The organism is Anoxybacillus thermarum (assembly GCF_000836725.1).
GTDB lineage: Bacteria > Bacillota > Bacilli > Bacillales > Anoxybacillaceae > Anoxybacillus > Anoxybacillus thermarum.
The window spans coordinates 1-17,477 of sequence record NZ_JXTH01000068.1 but is presented as its reverse complement, the minus strand read 5'-3'; the positions used below and the strand labels follow the sequence as shown (position 1 = coordinate 17,477).

The 17,477-nt window shown below is 40.9% G+C and carries 31 protein-coding genes and 2 pseudogenes; 24 read left to right on the top strand and 9 right to left on the bottom strand.

The annotated features are described in order from the left end of the window. The 6 genes and pseudogenes from LH47_RS15490 to rlmD all read left to right on the top strand — a co-directional run. A pseudogene (locus LH47_RS15490) lies at nucleotides 1-143 on the top strand (UPF0236 family protein); the annotation flags it as partial. 214 nt (nucleotides 144-357) lie between these two features. Beyond that, the gene (locus LH47_RS12745) at nucleotides 358-1,377 is read left to right on the top strand and encodes a sensor histidine kinase (protein ID WP_043968092.1); all 1,020 of its coding nucleotides are present in this window, start codon (nucleotides 358-360) and stop codon (nucleotides 1,375-1,377) included. After that, complete coding sequence (locus LH47_RS12740; RefSeq protein ID WP_043968090.1) at nucleotides 1,358-1,990, top strand: response regulator transcription factor; 633 nt, start codon at nucleotides 1,358-1,360, stop codon at nucleotides 1,988-1,990. The genes LH47_RS12745 and LH47_RS12740 overlap by 20 nt, the downstream gene beginning before the upstream one ends. A gap of 14 nt (nucleotides 1,991-2,004) precedes the next feature. Further along, the gene (locus tag LH47_RS12735) at nucleotides 2,005-2,793 is read left to right on the top strand and encodes a sulfite exporter TauE/SafE family protein (protein ID WP_043968088.1); all 789 of its coding nucleotides are present in this window, start codon (nucleotides 2,005-2,007) and stop codon (nucleotides 2,791-2,793) included. Nucleotides 2,794-2,894: 101 nt separating this feature from the next. Continuing rightward, nucleotides 2,895-3,821: a diacylglycerol kinase gene (locus LH47_RS12730; protein ID WP_043968086.1), complete on the top strand. Its 927-nt coding sequence runs from the start codon at nucleotides 2,895-2,897 to the stop codon at nucleotides 3,819-3,821. A 65-nt stretch (nucleotides 3,822-3,886) separates the two neighbouring features. Continuing rightward, a complete protein-coding gene (gene rlmD / locus LH47_RS12725) occupies nucleotides 3,887-5,122 on the top strand; it encodes a 23S rRNA (uracil(1939)-C(5))-methyltransferase RlmD (protein ID WP_084221333.1) in 1,236 nt (411 codons plus the stop codon). A gap of 26 nt (nucleotides 5,123-5,148) precedes the next feature. Here rlmD and LH47_RS12720 read toward each other — a convergent pair whose 3' ends face one another. The 7 genes from LH47_RS12720 to LH47_RS12695 form a co-directional block, all read right to left on the bottom strand. Next, on the bottom strand, nucleotides 5,149-6,294 hold the full coding sequence (locus tag LH47_RS12720) for a site-specific integrase (RefSeq protein WP_043968084.1): 1,146 nt from the start codon (nucleotides 6,292-6,294) through the stop codon (nucleotides 5,149-5,151). 133 nt (nucleotides 6,295-6,427) lie between these two features. Then, nucleotides 6,428-6,937 carry an ImmA/IrrE family metallo-endopeptidase gene (locus tag LH47_RS12715; RefSeq protein ID WP_043968082.1) on the bottom strand — a complete coding sequence of 170 codons (510 nt, stop codon included), beginning with the start codon at nucleotides 6,935-6,937 and terminating at the stop codon, nucleotides 6,428-6,430. A 75-nt stretch (nucleotides 6,938-7,012) separates the two neighbouring features. Continuing rightward, nucleotides 7,013-7,804: a DUF1828 domain-containing protein gene (locus LH47_RS12710; RefSeq protein WP_161792580.1), complete on the bottom strand. Its 792-nt coding sequence runs from the start codon at nucleotides 7,802-7,804 to the stop codon at nucleotides 7,013-7,015. 37 nt (nucleotides 7,805-7,841) lie between these two features. Then, nucleotides 7,842-8,249: a DUF6978 family protein gene (locus LH47_RS17225; protein WP_407637163.1), complete on the bottom strand. Its 408-nt coding sequence runs from the start codon at nucleotides 8,247-8,249 to the stop codon at nucleotides 7,842-7,844. Nucleotides 8,250-8,405: 156 nt separating this feature from the next. Then, nucleotides 8,406-8,711: a hypothetical protein gene (locus tag LH47_RS12705; protein WP_043968078.1), complete on the bottom strand. Its 306-nt coding sequence runs from the start codon at nucleotides 8,709-8,711 to the stop codon at nucleotides 8,406-8,408. Between the two features lie 146 nt (nucleotides 8,712-8,857). Beyond that, nucleotides 8,858-9,772, bottom strand: coding sequence for a BRCT domain-containing protein (locus LH47_RS12700; RefSeq protein ID WP_043968076.1), 915 nt, complete (start codon nucleotides 9,770-9,772; stop codon nucleotides 8,858-8,860). A gap of 42 nt (nucleotides 9,773-9,814) precedes the next feature. Continuing rightward, nucleotides 9,815-10,228 carry a helix-turn-helix domain-containing protein gene (locus LH47_RS12695; RefSeq protein ID WP_043968073.1) on the bottom strand — a complete coding sequence of 138 codons (414 nt, stop codon included), beginning with the start codon at nucleotides 10,226-10,228 and terminating at the stop codon, nucleotides 9,815-9,817. 176 nt (nucleotides 10,229-10,404) lie between these two features. On the opposite strand from LH47_RS12695, the gene LH47_RS12690 reads away from it, so the two are divergent. After that, nucleotides 10,405-10,650, top strand: coding sequence for a helix-turn-helix transcriptional regulator (locus LH47_RS12690; RefSeq protein WP_043968072.1), 246 nt, complete (start codon nucleotides 10,405-10,407; stop codon nucleotides 10,648-10,650). A gap of 234 nt (nucleotides 10,651-10,884) precedes the next feature. Here the strand turns inward: LH47_RS12690 and LH47_RS12685 are convergent, their stop codons facing one another. Continuing rightward, a complete protein-coding gene (locus LH47_RS12685) occupies nucleotides 10,885-11,334 on the bottom strand; it encodes a hypothetical protein (RefSeq protein WP_043968070.1) in 450 nt (149 codons plus the stop codon). Between the two features lie 69 nt (nucleotides 11,335-11,403). On the opposite strand from LH47_RS12685, the gene LH47_RS12680 reads away from it, so the two are divergent. From LH47_RS12680 to LH47_RS12625, 17 genes are all read left to right on the top strand, one after another. Further along, nucleotides 11,404-11,712, top strand: coding sequence for a DNA-binding protein (locus LH47_RS12680; RefSeq protein WP_152619624.1), 309 nt, complete (start codon nucleotides 11,404-11,406; stop codon nucleotides 11,710-11,712). A gap of 63 nt (nucleotides 11,713-11,775) precedes the next feature. Beyond that, nucleotides 11,776-12,297 carry a helix-turn-helix domain-containing protein gene (locus LH47_RS12675; RefSeq protein ID WP_043968066.1) on the top strand — a complete coding sequence of 174 codons (522 nt, stop codon included), beginning with the start codon at nucleotides 11,776-11,778 and terminating at the stop codon, nucleotides 12,295-12,297. Between the two features lie 15 nt (nucleotides 12,298-12,312). Continuing rightward, nucleotides 12,313-12,537: a hypothetical protein gene (locus LH47_RS12670; RefSeq protein ID WP_043968064.1), complete on the top strand. Its 225-nt coding sequence runs from the start codon at nucleotides 12,313-12,315 to the stop codon at nucleotides 12,535-12,537. Nucleotides 12,538-12,550: 13 nt separating this feature from the next. Beyond that, nucleotides 12,551-12,721 (top strand): hypothetical protein, encoded by a 171-nt coding sequence (locus LH47_RS16520; protein ID WP_167333787.1) that lies wholly within the window; start codon nucleotides 12,551-12,553, stop codon nucleotides 12,719-12,721. Between the two features lie 261 nt (nucleotides 12,722-12,982). Further along, nucleotides 12,983-13,237, top strand: a complete 255-nt coding sequence (locus LH47_RS12665; protein WP_043968055.1) for a hypothetical protein — start codon at nucleotides 12,983-12,985, stop codon at nucleotides 13,235-13,237. Nucleotides 13,238-13,241: 4 nt separating this feature from the next. After that, on the top strand, nucleotides 13,242-13,571 hold the full coding sequence (locus LH47_RS12660) for a zinc-finger domain-containing protein (RefSeq protein ID WP_043968053.1): 330 nt from the start codon (nucleotides 13,242-13,244) through the stop codon (nucleotides 13,569-13,571). Nucleotides 13,572-13,837: 266 nt separating this feature from the next. Beyond that, the gene (locus LH47_RS12655) at nucleotides 13,838-14,797 is read left to right on the top strand and encodes a DnaD domain protein (RefSeq protein WP_043968051.1); all 960 of its coding nucleotides are present in this window, start codon (nucleotides 13,838-13,840) and stop codon (nucleotides 14,795-14,797) included. 9 nt (nucleotides 14,798-14,806) lie between these two features. Beyond that, the gene (locus LH47_RS12650) at nucleotides 14,807-15,010 is read left to right on the top strand and encodes a hypothetical protein (RefSeq protein ID WP_043968049.1); all 204 of its coding nucleotides are present in this window, start codon (nucleotides 14,807-14,809) and stop codon (nucleotides 15,008-15,010) included. A 15-nt stretch (nucleotides 15,011-15,025) separates the two neighbouring features. Next, on the top strand, nucleotides 15,026-15,187 hold the full coding sequence (locus tag LH47_RS15485; RefSeq protein ID WP_326939034.1) for a Fur-regulated basic protein FbpA: 162 nt from the start codon (nucleotides 15,026-15,028) through the stop codon (nucleotides 15,185-15,187). After that, nucleotides 15,162-15,284, top strand: coding sequence for a hypothetical protein (locus tag LH47_RS17120; RefSeq protein WP_009362109.1), 123 nt, complete (start codon nucleotides 15,162-15,164; stop codon nucleotides 15,282-15,284). Before LH47_RS15485 ends, LH47_RS17120 begins: the two co-directional genes overlap by 26 nt. Further along, nucleotides 15,281-15,445, top strand: coding sequence for a hypothetical protein (locus tag LH47_RS16515; RefSeq protein ID WP_167333786.1), 165 nt, complete (start codon nucleotides 15,281-15,283; stop codon nucleotides 15,443-15,445). Before LH47_RS17120 ends, LH47_RS16515 begins: the two co-directional genes overlap by 4 nt. Further along, nucleotides 15,445-15,927, top strand: coding sequence for a dUTP diphosphatase (locus LH47_RS12645; protein WP_043968047.1), 483 nt, complete (start codon nucleotides 15,445-15,447; stop codon nucleotides 15,925-15,927). The genes LH47_RS16515 and LH47_RS12645 overlap by 1 nt, the downstream gene beginning before the upstream one ends. 1 nt (nucleotide 15,928) lies before the next feature. Continuing rightward, complete coding sequence (locus LH47_RS12640; protein ID WP_043968045.1) at nucleotides 15,929-16,189, top strand: hypothetical protein; 261 nt, start codon at nucleotides 15,929-15,931, stop codon at nucleotides 16,187-16,189. Then, the gene (locus LH47_RS16510; RefSeq protein WP_167333785.1) at nucleotides 16,186-16,323 is read left to right on the top strand and encodes a hypothetical protein; all 138 of its coding nucleotides are present in this window, start codon (nucleotides 16,186-16,188) and stop codon (nucleotides 16,321-16,323) included. The genes LH47_RS12640 and LH47_RS16510 overlap by 4 nt, the downstream gene beginning before the upstream one ends. A 62-nt stretch (nucleotides 16,324-16,385) precedes the next feature. Beyond that, nucleotides 16,386-16,595 (top strand): XtrA/YqaO family protein, encoded by a 210-nt coding sequence (locus LH47_RS12635; RefSeq protein WP_009362105.1) that lies wholly within the window; start codon nucleotides 16,386-16,388, stop codon nucleotides 16,593-16,595. Between the two features lie 46 nt (nucleotides 16,596-16,641). Continuing rightward, nucleotides 16,642-16,812 carry a hypothetical protein gene (locus LH47_RS12630; protein ID WP_235341145.1) on the top strand — a complete coding sequence of 57 codons (171 nt, stop codon included), beginning with the start codon at nucleotides 16,642-16,644 and terminating at the stop codon, nucleotides 16,810-16,812. Beyond that, nucleotides 16,812-17,042, top strand: a complete 231-nt coding sequence (locus LH47_RS12625) for a hypothetical protein (protein ID WP_235341146.1) — start codon at nucleotides 16,812-16,814, stop codon at nucleotides 17,040-17,042. The genes LH47_RS12630 and LH47_RS12625 overlap by 1 nt, the downstream gene beginning before the upstream one ends. A gap of 291 nt (nucleotides 17,043-17,333) precedes the next feature. Here the strand turns inward: LH47_RS12625 and LH47_RS15480 are convergent. Continuing rightward, a pseudogene (locus tag LH47_RS15480) lies at nucleotides 17,334-17,477 on the bottom strand (UPF0236 family protein); the annotation flags it as partial.

Below are 17,477 nucleotides of genomic sequence, written 5' to 3'. Positions count from 1 at the left end.
CCAAGCGGGTTGAACAGGCCAAACGGAAGGCAGGACGGTTGTGGGCAGATGTGGTGCGTCAGAATCTACCGTGTCTGCAGCGGTCATCCGGGACGCCGATCCATCAAGCGTTGTCGGCGCTTCGGGATTTTGGTTGGGTGTAAAAAAATGGAATACAATATCATCACTTCAAGATGAGGGATGAGAGTCCAAAAGCGCTTACGATATCAATTCCTGAAAATGGTTCGCTAACTAGTGATTGACAACACCCGTAGTGAACCGAAAAAATGTTCTCCACAAAGTCTTGACTGACTCCGTTGTCAGTCCTTTCTTTTCATCTTGCTTCTATTTTCTTTATAATGGAAGAGAGGTGAAAACATGCAGTTTTTAGATAAAATTTTTGCATACATTCAAGATGGGATTATTGTCATGAATCATGAAAGAATAATCGTAGAAATGAATCCAGCTGCCAAACGGCTTACCGGGTGGCATCTAGGTGAAAAAGTGCCTTACTGTTCTTTTTGCCAACGGCGCGACGTGAAAGAAGGAGAAGAGCGTTGTTATTTAATTTCAACAGAGGAAGTGCCGTATTTTTTATCAGAAATGCCGACGTATCATGGACATTTCATCGATGTAGAAATGAGCACAGCGCTTATCCTCGAACAAGATGATGCGAAATATTATTTGCTTGTCCTGCGCGATCAAACCGCAAAGAAAAAAGAAGAAGAGGCGCGCCGTTCAAAGTGGATGGTGAAAAAGCTAACCGAGGCAAAAGAAGAAGAACATAAACGTTTAGCACAAGAATTGCATGACGGTGTCGGTCAATCGCTCTACAGCATTTCCATCGCACTAGATAATATTATTCAACGTGTACAGGATGAAAAACTCCATGCATACGTCAAAGAGGTGCGTGAAGAGCTCGGGCGCGTCATGGAAGATGTAAAATTATATGCGCAACAACTTCGGCCAAAAAGTTTAGATGCCCTGGGGCTTATTCCAACGATTCAGTCGCTTATTCAGTCACTTCAATCGAAAATGCCAAATACGTTATTTTCATTTCACACAAACGTATATACACGCTTGTCGCCGACGATGGAAATTAACTTGTATCGCATCATTCAAGAGGCGCTACATAACGTGATGAAATATGCAAAGGCAACAGAAGTGCGTATTTCGATTGAACAGACAGAACGGGAATTACTTGTGTCTGTTGCGGATAACGGTGTAGGTTTCCAAGTTGAAGAAAAGCGTGAAGGGCTCGGCTTAAAACATATTCAAGAACGTGTTTTTCATCTCGGAGGAGAAACGACGATTACGTCTGCACCCATGGAAGGGACAACGATTTTTGTGCGCGTGCCGTTAGAGGAGGGCGGAGAGGATGAAAGTGTTAATCGTTGATGATCATGATTTAATTCGAAAAGGCATCCGTCTGCTTCTTGAAGGATTTCCTGATGTGGAAGTGATTGGAGAGGCAAGTAACGGCTGTGATGCAATTACGCTTGCTTTAAAGCATCATCCAGATGTTATTTTGCTCGATCTTTCGATGCCGACTGGCCTTGACGGATTTACAACGGCAAAAACGATTATGAATGAATTAGAAAATGTAAAAGTAATCGTCTTAACGATGCATGATGAAGAAATATACGTACAAAAAGCGATTCAATATAACATTCACGGTTATTTGTTAAAAAACAGCCAAACAAACGATTTACACGAAGCATTGCAGGCCGTATATTACGGCAAACGATTTTATCGTACTCATATTCCTAAGGAACGGCTAGAAAAAATGTTTGCGGAAAAAGAGCCGAAGTCACCGCTTACGAACCGCGAACGTGAAATTGTTCGGTTAACCTTTTTAGGATATACGAACAGCCAAATTGCACATAAGCTAAAAATTAGTCCGAAAACGGTCGAAAATCACAAAACGAACATTATGCAAAAACTTGGTATTAAGGAAAAACATGAACTCATTCAGTATGCTTTGAAAAATCATATTGCCGATTTAGTATAAAGGGAGCGTTTCATATGGAATATACAATTTCCCATGTGCTTGTTCTTTTCTTTATCGGGGCTATTGGCTCCATTTTATCAGGAATGGTTGGCATCGGTGGCTCAGTTATTAAATATCCGATGCTTTTATACATCCCACCGCTTCTCGGTTTCACCGCCTTTACAGCGCAAGAAGTGTCCGCCATTAGTGCTGTACAAGTGTTTTTTTCTACACTTGCTGCTCTTGTCGTTTTTAAAAAAGGAGGATATGTATCGGGTCGGCTCGTTGCCTATATGGGAACAGCCATTGTCATTGGTAGTTTCATTGGTGGATACGGTTCAAAGTTTTTAGCCGATGAGACAATTAATTTTGTATATGCCATTTTAGCTTCGATTGCAGCTGTATTAATGTTTTTTCCAAAGCCAAAGGGGAGCGAACAAGTGGCGGTAGAGCAACTCATATTTAACCGATTGTATGCAGTTATGTTATCGTTTATTGTCGGAATTGCTTCCGGTATCGTCGGGGCAGCAGGAGCGTTTATTATTGTACCGATTATGCTCGTCATTTTAAAAGTGCCGACGCGCATCGCGATCGGCTCGTCTGTAGCCATTACGTTCATTTCATCAATTGGGGCGACGATAGGAAAAGTGATGGGTGGACATATGCTTCTTGTCCCGTCGATCGTGATGGTTGTTGCTAGTTTACTAGCTGCTCCTATCGGGGCAAAACTAAGTCAAAAAATAAATACGAAAACGCTCGAATACATTTTGCTTGTGTTAATTGTAGCGACTGTGATAAAAATTTGGTATGAAATGTTTATGTAAGCTGGCTCCGTTGAGTCGGCTTTCTTTTGTTCATTGCAATGGTTATGAAAATTTGGTATGATGTTAAATAGTGGAAAAATAAAGTAAATAGGATGATGGGGATGAAACGAGCACGTATTATTTATAATCCGACGTCAGGAAGGGAAATATTTAAAAAGCATTTGCCTGATGTACTGATTCGGTTAGAACAAGCAGGATATGAAACGTCATGTCATGCGACAACAGGGGCAGGGGATGCGACAGAGGCGGCAAGAAAAGCAGTTGAGCGCGAATTTGACCTTGTCATTGCCGCAGGTGGCGATGGGACGATTAATGAAGTTGTCAATGGGCTAGCTGAGGCTTCGTATCGTCCGAACCTTGGCATTATTCCGGTTGGTACGACGAACGATTTCGCCCGCGCGATCGGTGTACCGCGCTCAATTGAAGGAGCGTGTGATGTGATCATTCACGGAGAAGCGGTGCCGATTGATATTGGAGCGGTAACGAACGAAGGAAAGACGCATTATTTCATTAACATTGCAGGTGGTGGGCGCTTAACGGAATTAACGTACGAAGTGCCAAGCAAATTGAAAACGATGATCGGTCAACTCGCTTATTATTTAAAAGGAATTGAAATGCTTCCTTCTTTGCACCCTGTCCATGTAAAAATCGAGTACGATGGGAAAATGTTTGAAGGGGCTGTCATGCTTTTTCTCGTTTCGCTTACGAACTCTGTCGGCGGCTTTGAAAAATTAGCCCCAAATTCATCGTTAAATGATGGCATGTTCGATTTAATTATTTTAAAAGAAACGAACTTAGCTGAATTTATTAAAATCGCAACGCTCGCCTTGCGCGGTGAACATATTCATGACCCGCACGTCATTTATACGAAAGCAAACCGCGTGAAAGTGTATACAGAAGAAAACATGCAACTTAATTTAGATGGAGAGTATGGCGGCATGCTTCCGGGCGAATTTGTTAACTTATATCGTCATATGAACGTATTTGTTCCGAAAGAAAAAGCTGAACAAATGAGAACAGGGGAATAAACCTGTTCTTTTTTGTTCGACTATGCTACAATCTTGACAGCAATTTTGCGGAAGGGGAAAGAAGCATGGAAGTACCAGTAGCAAAAAATGAATATTATGACGTCGTATTTGAAGATTTAACGCACGACGGGGCAGGAGTAGCAAAAATTGATGGCTTTCCAATTTTCGTTCCGAACGGTTTGCCCGGCGAAAAAGCGAAAGTGAAAGTAGTAAAAGTAAAAAAAGGGTACGGTTTCGGTCGTTTGATCGAACTGTATGAACAAAGCGAAGATCGCATTGATGCAGCGTGTCCTATTTATAAACAATGTGGCGGATGTCAGCTCCAACATATTCGTTACGAAGGACAACTAAAAGCGAAATATAAACATGTAAAAGAAGTGCTTGCCCGCATCGGGAAAATTGAACACGCAATCGTTCACCCTGTCCTTGGCATGAACGATCCATGGCGATATCGCAACAAAGCGCAAGTGCCGGTCGGTGAGCGCGAAGGTGGGCTTATCGCAGGCTTTTATAAAGAACGAAGCCACGATATTATCGACATGGACGCCTGTTTGATCCAACAAGAAATGAATGACACGGTCGTGCAGACAGTTAAAGCGATTTGCGAGCAATATAACATCCCAGCCTACAATGAACAAACGCATAAAGGTGTGCTTCGTCACATTATGGCACGCTATGGGGCAACGACGAAAGAAGTGATGGTCGTCCTTATTACGCGCACAGAGGAGTTGCCGCATAAAAAGAAAATCGTTGAAGCAATTGTACAACGTGTCCCGAACGTGAAATCCATTGTGCAAAACATAAACCCGAAGCGGACGAATGTCATTATGGGAGAAGAAACGCGCGTGCTTTGGGGCTCTGAATATATTTACGATTATATCGGTGACGTTCGTTTTGCGATTTCCGCCCGTTCGTTTTATCAAGTAAACCCTGAACAAACGAAAGTGTTGTATGATCAGGCGATTGCATATGCGAACTTAACAGGTGAAGAAACGGTCATTGACGCTTATTGCGGCATCGGCACCATTTCTCTCTTTTTAGCGAAAAAAGCGAAAAAAGTGTACGGAGTCGAAGTTGTTCCTGAAGCGATTGCCGACGCTAAACGAAACGCTGAACTAAATGGCATCACGAATGTAGAATTTGCGGTTGGGGAAGCAGAAGTCGTTATTCCGACATGGTACGAACAAGGAGTGAAAGCAGACTGTATCGTTGTCGACCCACCGCGATACGATGCATGTGGAGTGCGTGGCGAAACTAACCTTGAAATAAAGGGATTTTTAAAGAGGCTAGGTGGCATTTGACCACATTTTGACCACATTTGTGCCACCTAGCCGTTTTTTCTCATAAAATCACTAAAAATGTGTGCTGTTTTTTCCTGTATCTCTTTCGTTACATGAGCATAAACATCACCAGTTGTTTTGATAGAAGCGTGTCCAAGACGATCTTGAACTTCTTTTAGTCCAGCACCTGCCTCAAGAAGCAGTGTAGCATGAGTATGCCTTAAGTCATGAAAACGTATTTTCTTTACTCCAGCGGCTTTTATAACACGATTGAAAATATCTGTTAATGTACGAGGAAAAATCGGTTTTCCAGTTTCTCGAGCAAAGACAAGGTCGTTATCTTCGTATTGATTTCCTACAATTAATTTAATCTCAGCTTGTTTGGCTTTATATCGCTTCAACTCTTTTAAAAGAAAATCATCGATCGCAATGATGCGCTGGGAAGCTTCTGTTTTCAAATCTCCAAATCGAAATCCATCCTCGTCGTAAATTAAGTTTCGCTGGATATGAATTCGTGCATACTCAAAATCAATGTCCTGCCATTTCAGCCCTAAAAGCTCACCGCGGCGCATGCCGGTATAGGCTGCTGTTAAGAAGGCGGTATAGTATATGATGTTTTCTAATTTAGCGAAACTTAAAAATCGATTGAGTTCCTCCCGTGTCCATGTCACATACTTTCTTTTTCTGCCTCGAGGAACGTCCACTTTGGTTAGAGGATTCACCAGGATTAAATCCCATTCAATCGCTTTTTGCAAAGCCCCGTATAAGACGACGTAAATATATTCGATATATCGCTCAGATAACCCCTCATCGACAAGGGAATTAATAAACTTTTGACATTGCGCGGCTGTTAGCTTTTGCAAAGGAATTTTCCCTAAAGACGGAATGATTCGATGTTCGATGGCTCTTATGTAGTTTTTTAACGTTGTTTCTTTTACTTTTCGTTTGGCGGATAGCTCAATCCATTCTTTCAAGTATTCTTGTATGGTTATGTTTTGATTGATAACATTTATGCCCTTTTCTGCTTGAGCAATAAGTTCGTTGGCAGCTTTCTCGGCTTCTTTCTTCGTTGTGAAACCGCGCCTTGTGGTTTGTCGCCGTTTTCCTGTTAAAGGATCCCGGCCTAAATCTACTGTAACAGACCACGTATATCCCTTAGCATTTTTGGCAGGTACTTTGCGGAAATAAGCCATTGTTGTTCCTCCTTTCGGATGATGTTGATACTGTTATGTTAAAATACTTTTCAGAAGGCTTTTGGTATAATTTATCGCATTTTGCTTTTAGAATGTGCTATGACCGACTTTTCTCTAAAGATTTCTATATGACTTAAAGATAGATAGTTGCTGATACAAATTTCGATTGTTTGATTAATATGCGGTTTTTAACCTGTGTTAAACGTTCTTCGCATAATTCTGGTGTCACTTTAAACATATTAGACATCTGTTCAATTATGTACATGTCATTCCAGTCGATAAAGCGAAGCATATGAGAGGGAATAGCAGCATATTTAGTAAAATGACTTGCATCCCATTCTTGGAGCTCTCTGAATGTTTCGGGCATCATGCTTTGAACCCCGACATGGCGAAGAATGTGACACAGTTCATGGAAAAAGGCTTCTCGCTTTTCCTCTTTCGATAGTCGTGAGTCAACAACAATACAGCGAAAGCGACCCACAACTTGATGAGCGGATGGAAAAGGTTTTTCGCGCAAAAAAATGTTCATCTTCCGGGCAATAAACGATGGATCAATGTGAGAAGGATGGAAGATGCCTAATCGTTTATAAAGATTCGTGACCCAATCCTCAAGGGCTGTAGTATAGTAGTGACATAATTGCATAAAATCCCCTCCCTAAGGAGATTATACGAACAAATGTTTGTTTTGGCAATAAAAAGAAAAAGCCCTTGTTCTGGGCTAACTTGCAAATGATAAAGATTCTTTTACTTTTTCTTTATCAGAAAAGCCAACGGCTTCAATACCGTATTCATGAAATGCTTCACTAAATTTTTTTGGTATTTTTTTTTCCGAATCGTTTATTAAAGCAACCATTCCTAAGTTTTCTTTGTATCTAATTAAGCGTTGCTGACTGGTATCTTGCCAACTTAATAAGATCCGTTCCAGTTGTATTTGATCCAGATGATTAACAACACGAACTAACTTCTTTTGCATATTTTTTGTATACATTAGGTAATCAAATTTATGCATTAATTTTGATTTTCCTTGAATCTCTAGATCAGGAAAGTAATTATAAATGGCTTTATTTTGTTCAAAATATTTTTCCACTTCCTCGAAAAAGAGAGATTTTATATGTTTTTTATCAGTCTTTAAAAGGTCTGATATGGTGAGAACTGCTTGGATAAGATAGTGTATAGCTTTACCTATATTGTCTTTATCACAAACTATATATAATGTTTTGTCATCAAGTTGAACATTATATTTATCGATAATTTGAAAAAGCATTTTTTCTCGATGCGAACCTTTTCTAAAGGAAATGCCCATTGATTCTAAGCTCCATATAGTATAACCATCATCAGTTATTTTGAACTCATTAGAACTAGGTTCAATATAAATTTTGATGTTTTCGTTAAGCGAATCGACAAAAGGGGATGATAATTCAACTGCTTCGTTTAGAACATTCGAAAATTTTGTGTTTTGTTTAATCCAGTCAAAATAAGACTGCTGAACTAAATTAATAACAGTTGACATTATCTTCCCCCTTTTTTTACTTGAAAAATCCTTCATTTTACACTAAATCTGCAAACTCTATTTTTCCCTCTCGTTGAACATTAATATACATAAGAAAGTCTAAAAATACTTGCTCTAAATCACTTGGATTCGTAAAGCAACTTGGCAAAGGATACGCTTTGACATGTGTGAAACCATCGTTTTTATTACAGAATTCCTCGTTTGAGAAAATCAATATTCTATTTCCTCTAATAACACCGTCTGAGTTATTATGAAAACCGTTTGGATCAATATTGACTCGGACGAGGCTTAAGTTTGTTTCTTTTTCTCTAATATGTATACTTATTTTATCATTTCTAAATTTAGAAGTGGAGTAATTTAAAATAAATTCGTAATGTCCATCGAAGGATCTAAGTAATATATTTCCGCTTTGTCCTGGGCTAAGATCTACTTTATATTTCCGCAGAATTTGTTACAATATTTTTATCAAATATTGCGCTTGCTCATCAGTTAATATTAGTTCTTCCAAGAAAATATCACCTCATACGTTTTTTACTTGCATAAAAGTCACTGGTGTTTTGTCACCAAGAAGCTGTAATGTATAATCAAAATAGACAGAATCCTAAATTCTACCCAAAACAGATTCATTATTCCAAGCCATGGATTGTTGAGCAGCACCTCCCAGCAATTTTTGCATGTTTTGTAGTGGTTTTAACGCTTCTTCCATTGCATTGCTTAAGGCACTACCTTCAAATCGCGTTGACTTGCTCATTGTTTCAGCTAGTTTCACTTTGTTATCGCTCGGGCTTTTTATCCCGAGCTTCTTCTTGTTTCCAAGAAGGTCAGCATATCTCTTCACCCGAAGTAGGGTGTCGGGCGCTCGTGGATGGGTTATTGGTAGCCTGTCCTCACCATCTATGCGTTGCACCTTCCGCAGTACAAAGTAGCGGCATTCCTGCGGCTTGGCTCATGGTTACCGTATCTTATCGACTTAGGCTTTCCATGAATTCACCCGATTTTCGTCCACAAATTTCTTTGTGACGGGGCAGATGATTCTGTCTATGCTGATGCACCTTAAATAACTACCTCATCCCAAAAATCATTTTCGTGCACGATAATAATTGGTGTGCCTTTTTTCCTTAACTCAATCGCTTTTTCGACTTTTCGCCCATAGCAAGCAAATGCCCAGCAAGGGTTTCCGTCGCCACCGACAATTAGATAGTTTGTATCTTTTGTGACGTTGTTGTTGAAGATTCCGCCCATGTTCTGAATGATTTTAGCGATTTCGTTGCGGGTTGCTCTGGTTGATGCACCAGTAAAAGAGAAAACTTTGTTTTCGAACGTGATCTCTGGGCAAACAGCGCATATGCCACTTATTGAATATTGGCTTTGCAGCGCTTTTACTTCAAATTCATGGACGTTGTAGGAGGCTCTTGTGTCGACGAAATTAGCAAAGAAAGCTTTAAGCAAGTTTTTCTCATCATCGCTAATAATCCCATCTTGCTTAACGCTAACTAATAGACTATGAATTTCATCGAAAGGGTACGTTCCTTTTAAGAAGTCATGATCGTCAATCCAACTACATAGCTGCTCGATTTCTGCTTCGTTTAAAACATTATCGGCTAAAATACCATGGAGAATGCCTTGCAATTGTTGAATAGACGATGTAATAAGATCGTAATATCGGTTAAATCCAGAGTCGTTGACAATGTTATTGCAAAGCCACAAGATATCTTCAATTTCTTCCTGTTCCAGTTTATTATCGAGCAATGCTTGATCAATCAACGGAATAATTTCATTAAATGGCGCTCTTTTTTCAAAACGTCTATGTAGATTGCACCAATGAATGAGCTCAGCTATTTCGTGTTCATTCGCTATATTGTCGAAACGTATTCCTTGGATAATGCCGATTAGAGCATTTATTGATTTGTGTAATTCAGCTTTCGAAGTAAACACCCGATAATCTTCAATTTCTTTGAATTTGCTCATTTTCTCTCTCCCCTCCAAAAATAAAAAAGACACCTTAATCATTTACTCGGTGTCTTTTCCTGGTGACTTATTCTTTTGTGCAGCTTTATGCGCTACCCACTCGAAATGTTGAATAATCTCCCTAATTTCGTCTTCAGATAGATGCTTCCACTTCTCAATATCAAAGAATCCCATCTGCTCGATTCCATACTCTTTGATGAGCTGATTAATCCTCGCCAGTGTACCTAATTCCTCATTGTCGCTCTCTGGCGGATTCGGATCATCGGTGCGACCGAGTAGGTAGTCGGTGGTGACGTTGAAAAAGTCGGCGAGTTTTTGAAGTGTTTCAGTATCAGGTGTTCGATTCCCGTTCTCGTATCCCGATATGGATACTTTTGTGACATTTATTTTCTTTCCTAGTTCTTCTTGGGTGAGTTTTTTTTCTAATCTTAGTCTTTTTAAACGGTCACCTAACACATAAAGCACCTCTTTCCTGTGTTCATAATAATTATAAGTTAACAAATAGATAACTTAAAGAGGGAAGTATATTTGTTAACTAATTAGAAATTTTTTTATAAAAAACACTTGAATATTAACCTGTTGTTAATTATAATAAAGTTAACTTTAAGTTAACAAAGAGAGGTGACACGGAATTGGTTTTGGATAAATTAAAAAGTCTTCGTACTGAAAAGGGACTCAGTTGCAAACAAGTTGCCGATTTGGTCGGAATTTCTAAAGAGTACTACTGGATGATTGAGAATGGAAAACGCCGATTAAACTATGAGCTTGCTGTAAAAATAGCGCAAGTATTCGATACTAGCCCAGACGATATTTTTTTGGACAGAGAGTTAACTTATAGTGAACAAAAAGTTAGCTCCTTGACAACTCAATCCCCATGACATGAAAGGAGGTGAGTAAGATGAGTGTTCTAAACAAGTATGTGATTATCGCCCATTTTCATCTTATGTTAAGACAGAATAATTTCAGTGAAGCAGACCTAAAAGAAGCGGTCGATCTGCTTCACAAAGAGCTGTTCCCAGAAGTTTGGGCGAAGATTAACGCCAAGTTAGAAAAGGAAGCCGCCGCGGCAACGACGGCTCCAAAATCAGTGTTTATTCAGCCGTATTTACATGTTACTCCGTTCGCTGACTCCCAAAAGATATCCCAAGAATTGCATCGCTATATAACAGAAAGTAAGGAAGATTGTACGGAGCGTCAGGATTAGCATACGGCTTTATTGTTACATCTTTAAGCAATACGAAACTAGAATCGTTCGTCAATCTCTTAACACTTTTCTCTATATAGGAGGAGAGCAGCGAGTCACGGGTTTTAAAAATGACTTTATGAAGAAAATAAGCCGGATCAAATTCATCATTTTCTTCTGGTGGAATATATAGACTTCCTGATACTAATCCAAAGTGTGTAAAGAAAAAAATCTCAGTATTCGAATCCATGCTTACTTCTTCGATTTTTCCATTTTTTATATTTTCGATTACGTTTGCAAAAGCATTGGCTGTCAATGCTTTCAAATCTACACGTTCAGTTAATATGCTAGGTATTTCATTATCAAATTTTTTATCCATAATTTTTTCACCTCCTTCCATCGTTCTATTTCGACAGGAAAGAGGAAAATCCTACAAGGAGGTATGGCAATGTCATCGGTTATTAAAGTCGAAATCGATATGGAAAAGCTTCGTCAAGTCATCCATGAGGAAGTGACAAAGGCAGTCGATGAAGTAACGAAACAGCACCAATTACCGCCTATGTTAACACGGAAACAGCTCATGGAACTTTTCAACATCAGCCAGACGAAAGCATCTGAATTGCTGAACCGTTCTGATTTTCCAGTGTTTCGAGAAGCAGGCGTTTTGATTCCAACCCATCTCTTGTTCAAATGGATCGAAAAACATACGCGTTGGGTAGAAGAAAATACATCGTTTTTTGAAAAATCAGCTATCTAAAGGCTTCTACGAATAGCATAGCACAAACATTTTCAAAGATTGGTAGAAAGGGGAAAAAGGAACATGAAACGTGGTAGAGCCGCAGACGCTGTGAAAGCGGCAAGAAAGGAAGCCAATATGACCCAACAGCAACTGTCATTCGAAATTTTTGAATCTCGCGAATCTGTATCGCACCAGGAAAACGGACGGTATCGAGTGCAGCCGAATATATCGAAATATTTTGCCGAGAAGCACAACAATCCGTGGGTGGCACTGGAAGCGGCTGCGGAGTACACAGGATGGGGACCAGTCAAGCTTGATGGAGAAGTGGTCGATTTGCATCGTGCAAGTGTAGCGATGAAAACGAAAGAGGAACTAACCGAAGCGCTGCAAGCGATCGAAAGTGTATGTGTAGCGAACCATCCTCGAGCGATTAGGGAGTACGATAAACAACACCTCGAAGAAGCGATTTTACAAACGATTGATGCGATTGTAGCGCTCACGCAATATGTTGCGGTGATATGTGTTGATTACGGTTTTTCGTGGATTAAAATGTGGCAAAAGCATCGTACGAAATTGCAGGCGAAGGGATTTATTCGGAAATAGAGGAGGAGAAGCGAAATGGATCATGCGATTGAAAGGTTGAAAACATTCTTGGAAGCCGAGTTGGACTTTTTGCGTGAAGAATGGAAGGACGGAAAAGGAGGATACAAAAAACTTTCTGATTGCCCAAGTTACAAAGCATGCAAAGCATATGTTGATGCGATCAATGTTCTAGTGAAAGCGTACTATCATCAAGAATACGTCGAGCAATACAAATGTCGATCGGTAAAAGAATTAATTTAAGGGGGAAGGAACAATGAGTTTTTGTTTTACAGCAAGCCGTTTAATGAAAGCAAGCGAGGTAAAAAAGTTATGCGCAGAATTGCGTAATGACCCAGCGCTGCTATTAGCGTTAGAACTTACGGTAAAACAAGAGTGGTACAAACGAAAAATGGCCAGTGCGCCAACACTAGCCATCGCTCAATAGTTATTCAAGACTCGAGCACATTGTAGCATAAATTGAAAAGTCCGGCAAGCGTATGCTTGCCGATTGGAGTACAAGCAACAGGTATCTCCCAGCCTGAAAATGGGCGTGTCCCCCAGCCCATGAGCTTGTACTTCAATCGGTGCGCATGCACACTAGACCGAGCGAGAGCGGGCGACGATCCAAGAGGGGAGCCGCGCCACAATACATGCGATGGCCATTGCGAAGACGTCTAGCCATTCATTTCGGAGGAGGTAAAGTGACATGCAAGATACGCTCTTTTTGCAAGAAACTAATTTGCTACAAAAAGCATCGCGGTGCATCGAGTACATACAAGAATCGCTTCAAAACCGCGACTATGAAACAGCGAAAATTGAAATGTCGGAGTTGCGTTTTTTATTAGACGAACTGCAAGCAATCGAACAAAAGAAATTACGTCGCGCACAGCTTTTTGAAGTTGTCGCTGACATGCGTAAGCGCGGCATTCAAATTGATTTTGTATCGCGGATGCTGGGGTGATGGTGTGACGCGGGAAGAGAAAAAACAAATTCGTTTGCAAATCTTGCAATTGCTAGACAAGTGTACAGGATGCAAAGAACGGCATCACGGTACACAAAGCGTATGCATCATAAGTTGTCCGATCGGAAAGCAAATGCAACAGCTATCTGTATTGTTATCGAAAGAAAGCCCTCGCATAAAAAGAGGCAAATGGACCGAAGAAGAAGAGTTTTATTTATGGCAACATAAAGATATTTTCGATGTTTCAGAGCTTGCAGCTCGTTTGGAACGAAGCGAAGTATCCGTATATTCAAAGTTGCGCCAGCTTGAGAAAAAGAATGTTTTGCCTTGTTAGAAGGGAGGTCACGAAGCATCACTACATTGTATGCTTCATGCGTGTAAATATGCTATTTGAAGTAGAATTCGCAGCAAAGGAGAACGGCTATTTCGAAACGATCCATACGGCACTCATTCACGCGCTCACTGTGTCCGAGTGCCGTCAAATCGCGTTAGAAATAGCCGAGCAAATAGGAAAAGGTGATATACAGGTTTTTATTTCAGACTTCTAGGTTTTATCATGCCACAACATACACTATTTTGCAAGGGAGGAAGGGGATATACATGGCAACAAGACTTCTTTTGGATGAAGAGCCGTTAGTGATTTTACCTTCGCTAGCGGCTACGATCGGCTTGAATGAAAGTATCGTGCTGCAGCAGTTACATTACTGGCTTGAGCGAAGCAATCACATTCACGAAGGTTATAAGTGGGTATACAACACATACGAGGAATGGCAAGAGCAATTCCCATTTTGGTCGATCAGCACGATTCGCCGCATTATCAACAAGTTGGAAGAAAAGGGGCTTATTATTGTCAGTAATTTTAATAAGTCCAAAATCGATAAAACAAAATGGTATCGCATTGATTATGAGAAACTCACTCAATTTGAACAGACGACTGATCAATCTGACACATCGACTGCTCAAAATGAACAGACGACTGACGAAATCGACAGTCCATCTGCTCAAAATGAACAGTCCATCTGCTCAAATTGGACAGACGATCTGCTCAACTTGAACAGACCAATACCAGAGAATACTACAGAGATTACTACAGAGAAAAAAGAAGAAGTAGAAGAAGACGAGCGCGTGCGCGAAGAGAATCCGTTTACTTTTTTTGAACAAAACGGCTTTGGTACGATTGGCGGCTACATAAGCGAAAAAATCTCAACATGGATCGACGACACATCCGAAGCGCTAGTTTTAGAAGCGATGAAAATTGCAGTAGAAAATGGCGTCAAGACATGGAAGTACGTTGAAACCATTTTGCGCGACTGGGTAGACAAGGGATATCAAACCGTCGAACAAGTGCATGCAGCACAAAAAGCATTTAAAGAGCAGCAAGCAAAGAAACGCAATGGCTCTAGCACGAATGGAAAAAAAGCCGTTCGAACAGAAATCGTACCAGACTGGCTCAACACTGACTATTCGCAATATGAACACAAAGCAGACGTGGATCCAGCGGCGCTTGAACGCAAACGACGTGAGCTAGAAGAGCGACTGAAAAAGTATCGCAATGACTAGGTGATCGCTATGCCGTACCCGATTTGGATTCGATTAGAGTATCAAAACGACGTTGGACGAATAGTCGGTTTCACCGGCAGTATTCAATCTGAATCGGCTTTGATCGAAGTATTGGAACGATACGAGATTACGAGAGAGCGACTTGTATCGGTCTGGATTAATGGGAAAGCGTACCCGACATCAAAGCTTGATCGATTCTTTTCGAAAATATAGCGGAGGTGGAATGGGTTGTTGCTGTTAAAGCATGTATTGATTCAACGTTTGCGCCGAAAAGGTGTTTTCGTTGCAGCTGACGGGCGAGCACTCTCGAAACTGACGCTAGAAGAGATTCAACGGGAATACGAGCGAATGGAGGGAGAACGTAATGAACTGGTCAAAAGCAACGCTTAGACAATTATACGTTATCGTGCGATATGAACATTGTCCGATTCGATATAAACAAATGGCGCTAAAAGAGATACAAAAACGATTGGAGGATTTGCGATGAGTCGTAAGTCGCTACATGGCCCAGTTGTCGTCAGTTACCTAACGCCAGAAGAGCTTGAAGCGTATCGGAACCGTCCGCGCAAGAAATATTACGACGAAGATAACCGCCGAGCAATTGACTGGCGTTGGCCGCAAAACAGAAAGAAAAGGGGAGCGAAATAATGGACTTATCCAAGCTTTTTGAGATGCAGCGGGAACTGGATGAGCGTATTGTTCGAGAAAAAGGATTAGATGGTCAGAATCTTTTGCCGAATAAAGTATTAGCCTTACAGGTGGAGCTGGCAGAACTCGCAAACGAGTGGCAAGGGTTTAAGCATTGGAAAACGAATCGGCAACCGAAAGAGGGGATGTTGGAAGAATATGTGGACTGTTTACATTTCATTTTGAGCATTGGATTGAGCGGAAATATCGGGACGATAGAATGGGAACAGATTGAACCGTATAAAGCAAAATCCACTATTCAACAGTTTATAGGCTTGTTTGAATATACATCACGTTTACTTGAAGATATCACGGTATATGTCGACATTTGGAGTTCTTTCATCGGACTTGGAGAAATGCTCGAATTTACTTGGGATGAAGTTGAGGCAGCGTATATGCGTAAAAACGCAGTCAACCATCACCGCCAAGAAAGTGGGTATTGAGATGGATGCAAAGCATTGGATGAACGAGCTCAACAAAAATCAAATACTTCGCAACGTGCAAAAATTGCTCGAAATACAAACCGAAAAGGGGATTGAAAAATACGGAACAACCGTCAATCCAAGTGACTACACATTGGTCGGCTGGCTGGAACACTTGCAGCAGGAAATGATCGATGCAATCGTATATTGCGAGGTGCTGAAATTTAAATTTGCGCACTTGATTGTGCTTGATAAGCTAAATTCGGACGTGAATGTTGAATGAAACGTCGTAAGCGAAAAGCGAAATGGTATTTGCTATATCGAAAGGAAAATCGCGATGCGGTTTATGTATATGAGCCGTTGCGCAAGTATGAGCTACAAAGCAGGATTCGACGGGGATGGAAAGTGATTGGATAAAACAAAAAAGCCGAGATCTCTCCCGACCGCCTAACTTCATTATACCACATGGAGGGATTCCGGTGAGTAAAAGAGCGCAAGAATTGCAGATTGATATAGATAATATGACCGTTTCGCATCCGATCGTTCCAGGTAAAGTTCTTGTTGTTGTGATTGACGGCGTGCAGGGGAAAGCAAAAGTAGCGGAAGCGGTTGAACATGGATATACGATTATTGAAACAGCGAAGGGAAAAACGGCACGAATCAAATTCGAGGAAAGTGAGTTGTTTTGAAGTGAAAATTGCCGTTCATGTGTATGAATGCAAGAGTTGCGATGTAGTGTTTGCAGTTTCGCAGGACTTTGAAGAACAGCACCTTGTGCAATGTCCGGTTTGTAAGACGGACGAGGCGCTTCAAGATTTATCGGTTGGAGAATTGCGCATACAACAGAAACAGCAATCACTTATCGTTCCAGAGGGGCAAACAAACATTTATGAGTTTATGGGGTGATGACGTTGCTTACATTGCCACCAATTTCAGAAGATGATGTATTGGAGCTAAAGGATTACATCGGTTGTGGAGAAAGTGTATTTGGACAAACAGAGAGCAAAACGCTACGCGAGTTCATTGATTCTTTGTATAGAAAATGCCAAGAAATTGAAGCAAAACGTTGGCGTGACGATCCACAAAACTGGGGTGCATGCAGCAAATGGCCACGTGAAGATGATTTGCCGTTTTAGGAGGACAGTAATGAGAAAACATGGAGATAAAGTTGAAGTTAGTTTCAATGTTCAACTCCCCATTAATGTGTGTAGTAAATGTCATGTAGAATTCATTTTACTTTATGTAGCAGATCACTGCAATGAGATATGGGAGCAAGGAGTCAGTCAAGACTTTGTGGAGAACATTTTTTCGGTTCACTACGGGTGTTGTCAATCACTAGTTAGCGAACCATTTTCAGGAATTGATATCGTAAGCGCTTTTGGACTCTCATCCCTCATCTTGAAGTGATGATATTGTATTCCATTTTTTTACACCCAACCAAAATCCCGAAGCGCCGACAACGCTTGATGGATCGGCGTCCCGGATGACCGCTGCAGACACGGTAGATTCTGACGCACCACATCTGCCCACAACCGTCCTGCCTTCCGTTTGGCCTGTTCAACCCGCTTGGA

What these genes read in the sequence shown, in the direction of transcription:
- LH47_RS12745 (WP_043968092.1), top strand. Translation starts at nt 358, where the DNA reads ATGCAGTTTTTAGATAAAATTTTTGCATACATTCAAGATGGGATTATT.
- LH47_RS12740 (WP_043968090.1), top strand. Translation starts at nt 1,358, where the DNA reads ATGAAAGTGTTAATCGTTGATGATCATGATTTAATTCGAAAAGGCATC.
- LH47_RS12735 (WP_043968088.1), top strand. Translation starts at nt 2,005, where the DNA reads ATGGAATATACAATTTCCCATGTGCTTGTTCTTTTCTTTATCGGGGCT.
- LH47_RS12730 (WP_043968086.1), top strand. Translation starts at nt 2,895, where the DNA reads ATGAAACGAGCACGTATTATTTATAATCCGACGTCAGGAAGGGAAATA.
- rlmD (WP_084221333.1), top strand. Translation starts at nt 3,887, where the DNA reads ATGGAAGTACCAGTAGCAAAAAATGAATATTATGACGTCGTATTTGAA.
- LH47_RS12720 (WP_043968084.1), bottom strand. Translation starts at nt 6,294, where the DNA reads ATGGCTTATTTCCGCAAAGTACCTGCCAAAAATGCTAAGGGATATACG.
- LH47_RS12715 (WP_043968082.1), bottom strand. Translation starts at nt 6,937, where the DNA reads ATGCAATTATGTCACTACTATACTACAGCCCTTGAGGATTGGGTCACG.
- LH47_RS12710 (WP_161792580.1), bottom strand. Translation starts at nt 7,804, where the DNA reads ATGTCAACTGTTATTAATTTAGTTCAGCAGTCTTATTTTGACTGGATT.
- LH47_RS12700 (WP_043968076.1), bottom strand. Translation starts at nt 9,772, where the DNA reads ATGAGCAAATTCAAAGAAATTGAAGATTATCGGGTGTTTACTTCGAAA.
- LH47_RS12685 (WP_043968070.1), bottom strand. Translation starts at nt 11,334, where the DNA reads ATGGATAAAAAATTTGATAATGAAATACCTAGCATATTAACTGAACGT.
- LH47_RS12680 (WP_152619624.1), top strand. Translation starts at nt 11,404, where the DNA reads ATGTCATCGGTTATTAAAGTCGAAATCGATATGGAAAAGCTTCGTCAA.
- LH47_RS12675 (WP_043968066.1), top strand. Translation starts at nt 11,776, where the DNA reads ATGAAACGTGGTAGAGCCGCAGACGCTGTGAAAGCGGCAAGAAAGGAA.
- LH47_RS12670 (WP_043968064.1), top strand. Translation starts at nt 12,313, where the DNA reads ATGGATCATGCGATTGAAAGGTTGAAAACATTCTTGGAAGCCGAGTTG.
- LH47_RS16520 (WP_167333787.1), top strand. Translation starts at nt 12,551, where the DNA reads ATGAGTTTTTGTTTTACAGCAAGCCGTTTAATGAAAGCAAGCGAGGTA.
- LH47_RS12665 (WP_043968055.1), top strand. Translation starts at nt 12,983, where the DNA reads ATGCAAGATACGCTCTTTTTGCAAGAAACTAATTTGCTACAAAAAGCA.
- LH47_RS12655 (WP_043968051.1), top strand. Translation starts at nt 13,838, where the DNA reads ATGGCAACAAGACTTCTTTTGGATGAAGAGCCGTTAGTGATTTTACCT.
- LH47_RS12650 (WP_043968049.1), top strand. Translation starts at nt 14,807, where the DNA reads ATGCCGTACCCGATTTGGATTCGATTAGAGTATCAAAACGACGTTGGA.
- LH47_RS17120 (WP_009362109.1), top strand. Translation starts at nt 15,162, where the DNA reads ATGAACTGGTCAAAAGCAACGCTTAGACAATTATACGTTATCGTGCGA.
- LH47_RS16515 (WP_167333786.1), top strand. Translation starts at nt 15,281, where the DNA reads ATGAGTCGTAAGTCGCTACATGGCCCAGTTGTCGTCAGTTACCTAACG.
- LH47_RS12645 (WP_043968047.1), top strand. Translation starts at nt 15,445, where the DNA reads ATGGACTTATCCAAGCTTTTTGAGATGCAGCGGGAACTGGATGAGCGT.
- LH47_RS12640 (WP_043968045.1), top strand. Translation starts at nt 15,929, where the DNA reads ATGGATGCAAAGCATTGGATGAACGAGCTCAACAAAAATCAAATACTT.
- LH47_RS16510 (WP_167333785.1), top strand. Translation starts at nt 16,186, where the DNA reads ATGAAACGTCGTAAGCGAAAAGCGAAATGGTATTTGCTATATCGAAAG.
- LH47_RS12625 (WP_235341146.1), top strand. Translation starts at nt 16,812, where the DNA reads ATGACGTTGCTTACATTGCCACCAATTTCAGAAGATGATGTATTGGAG.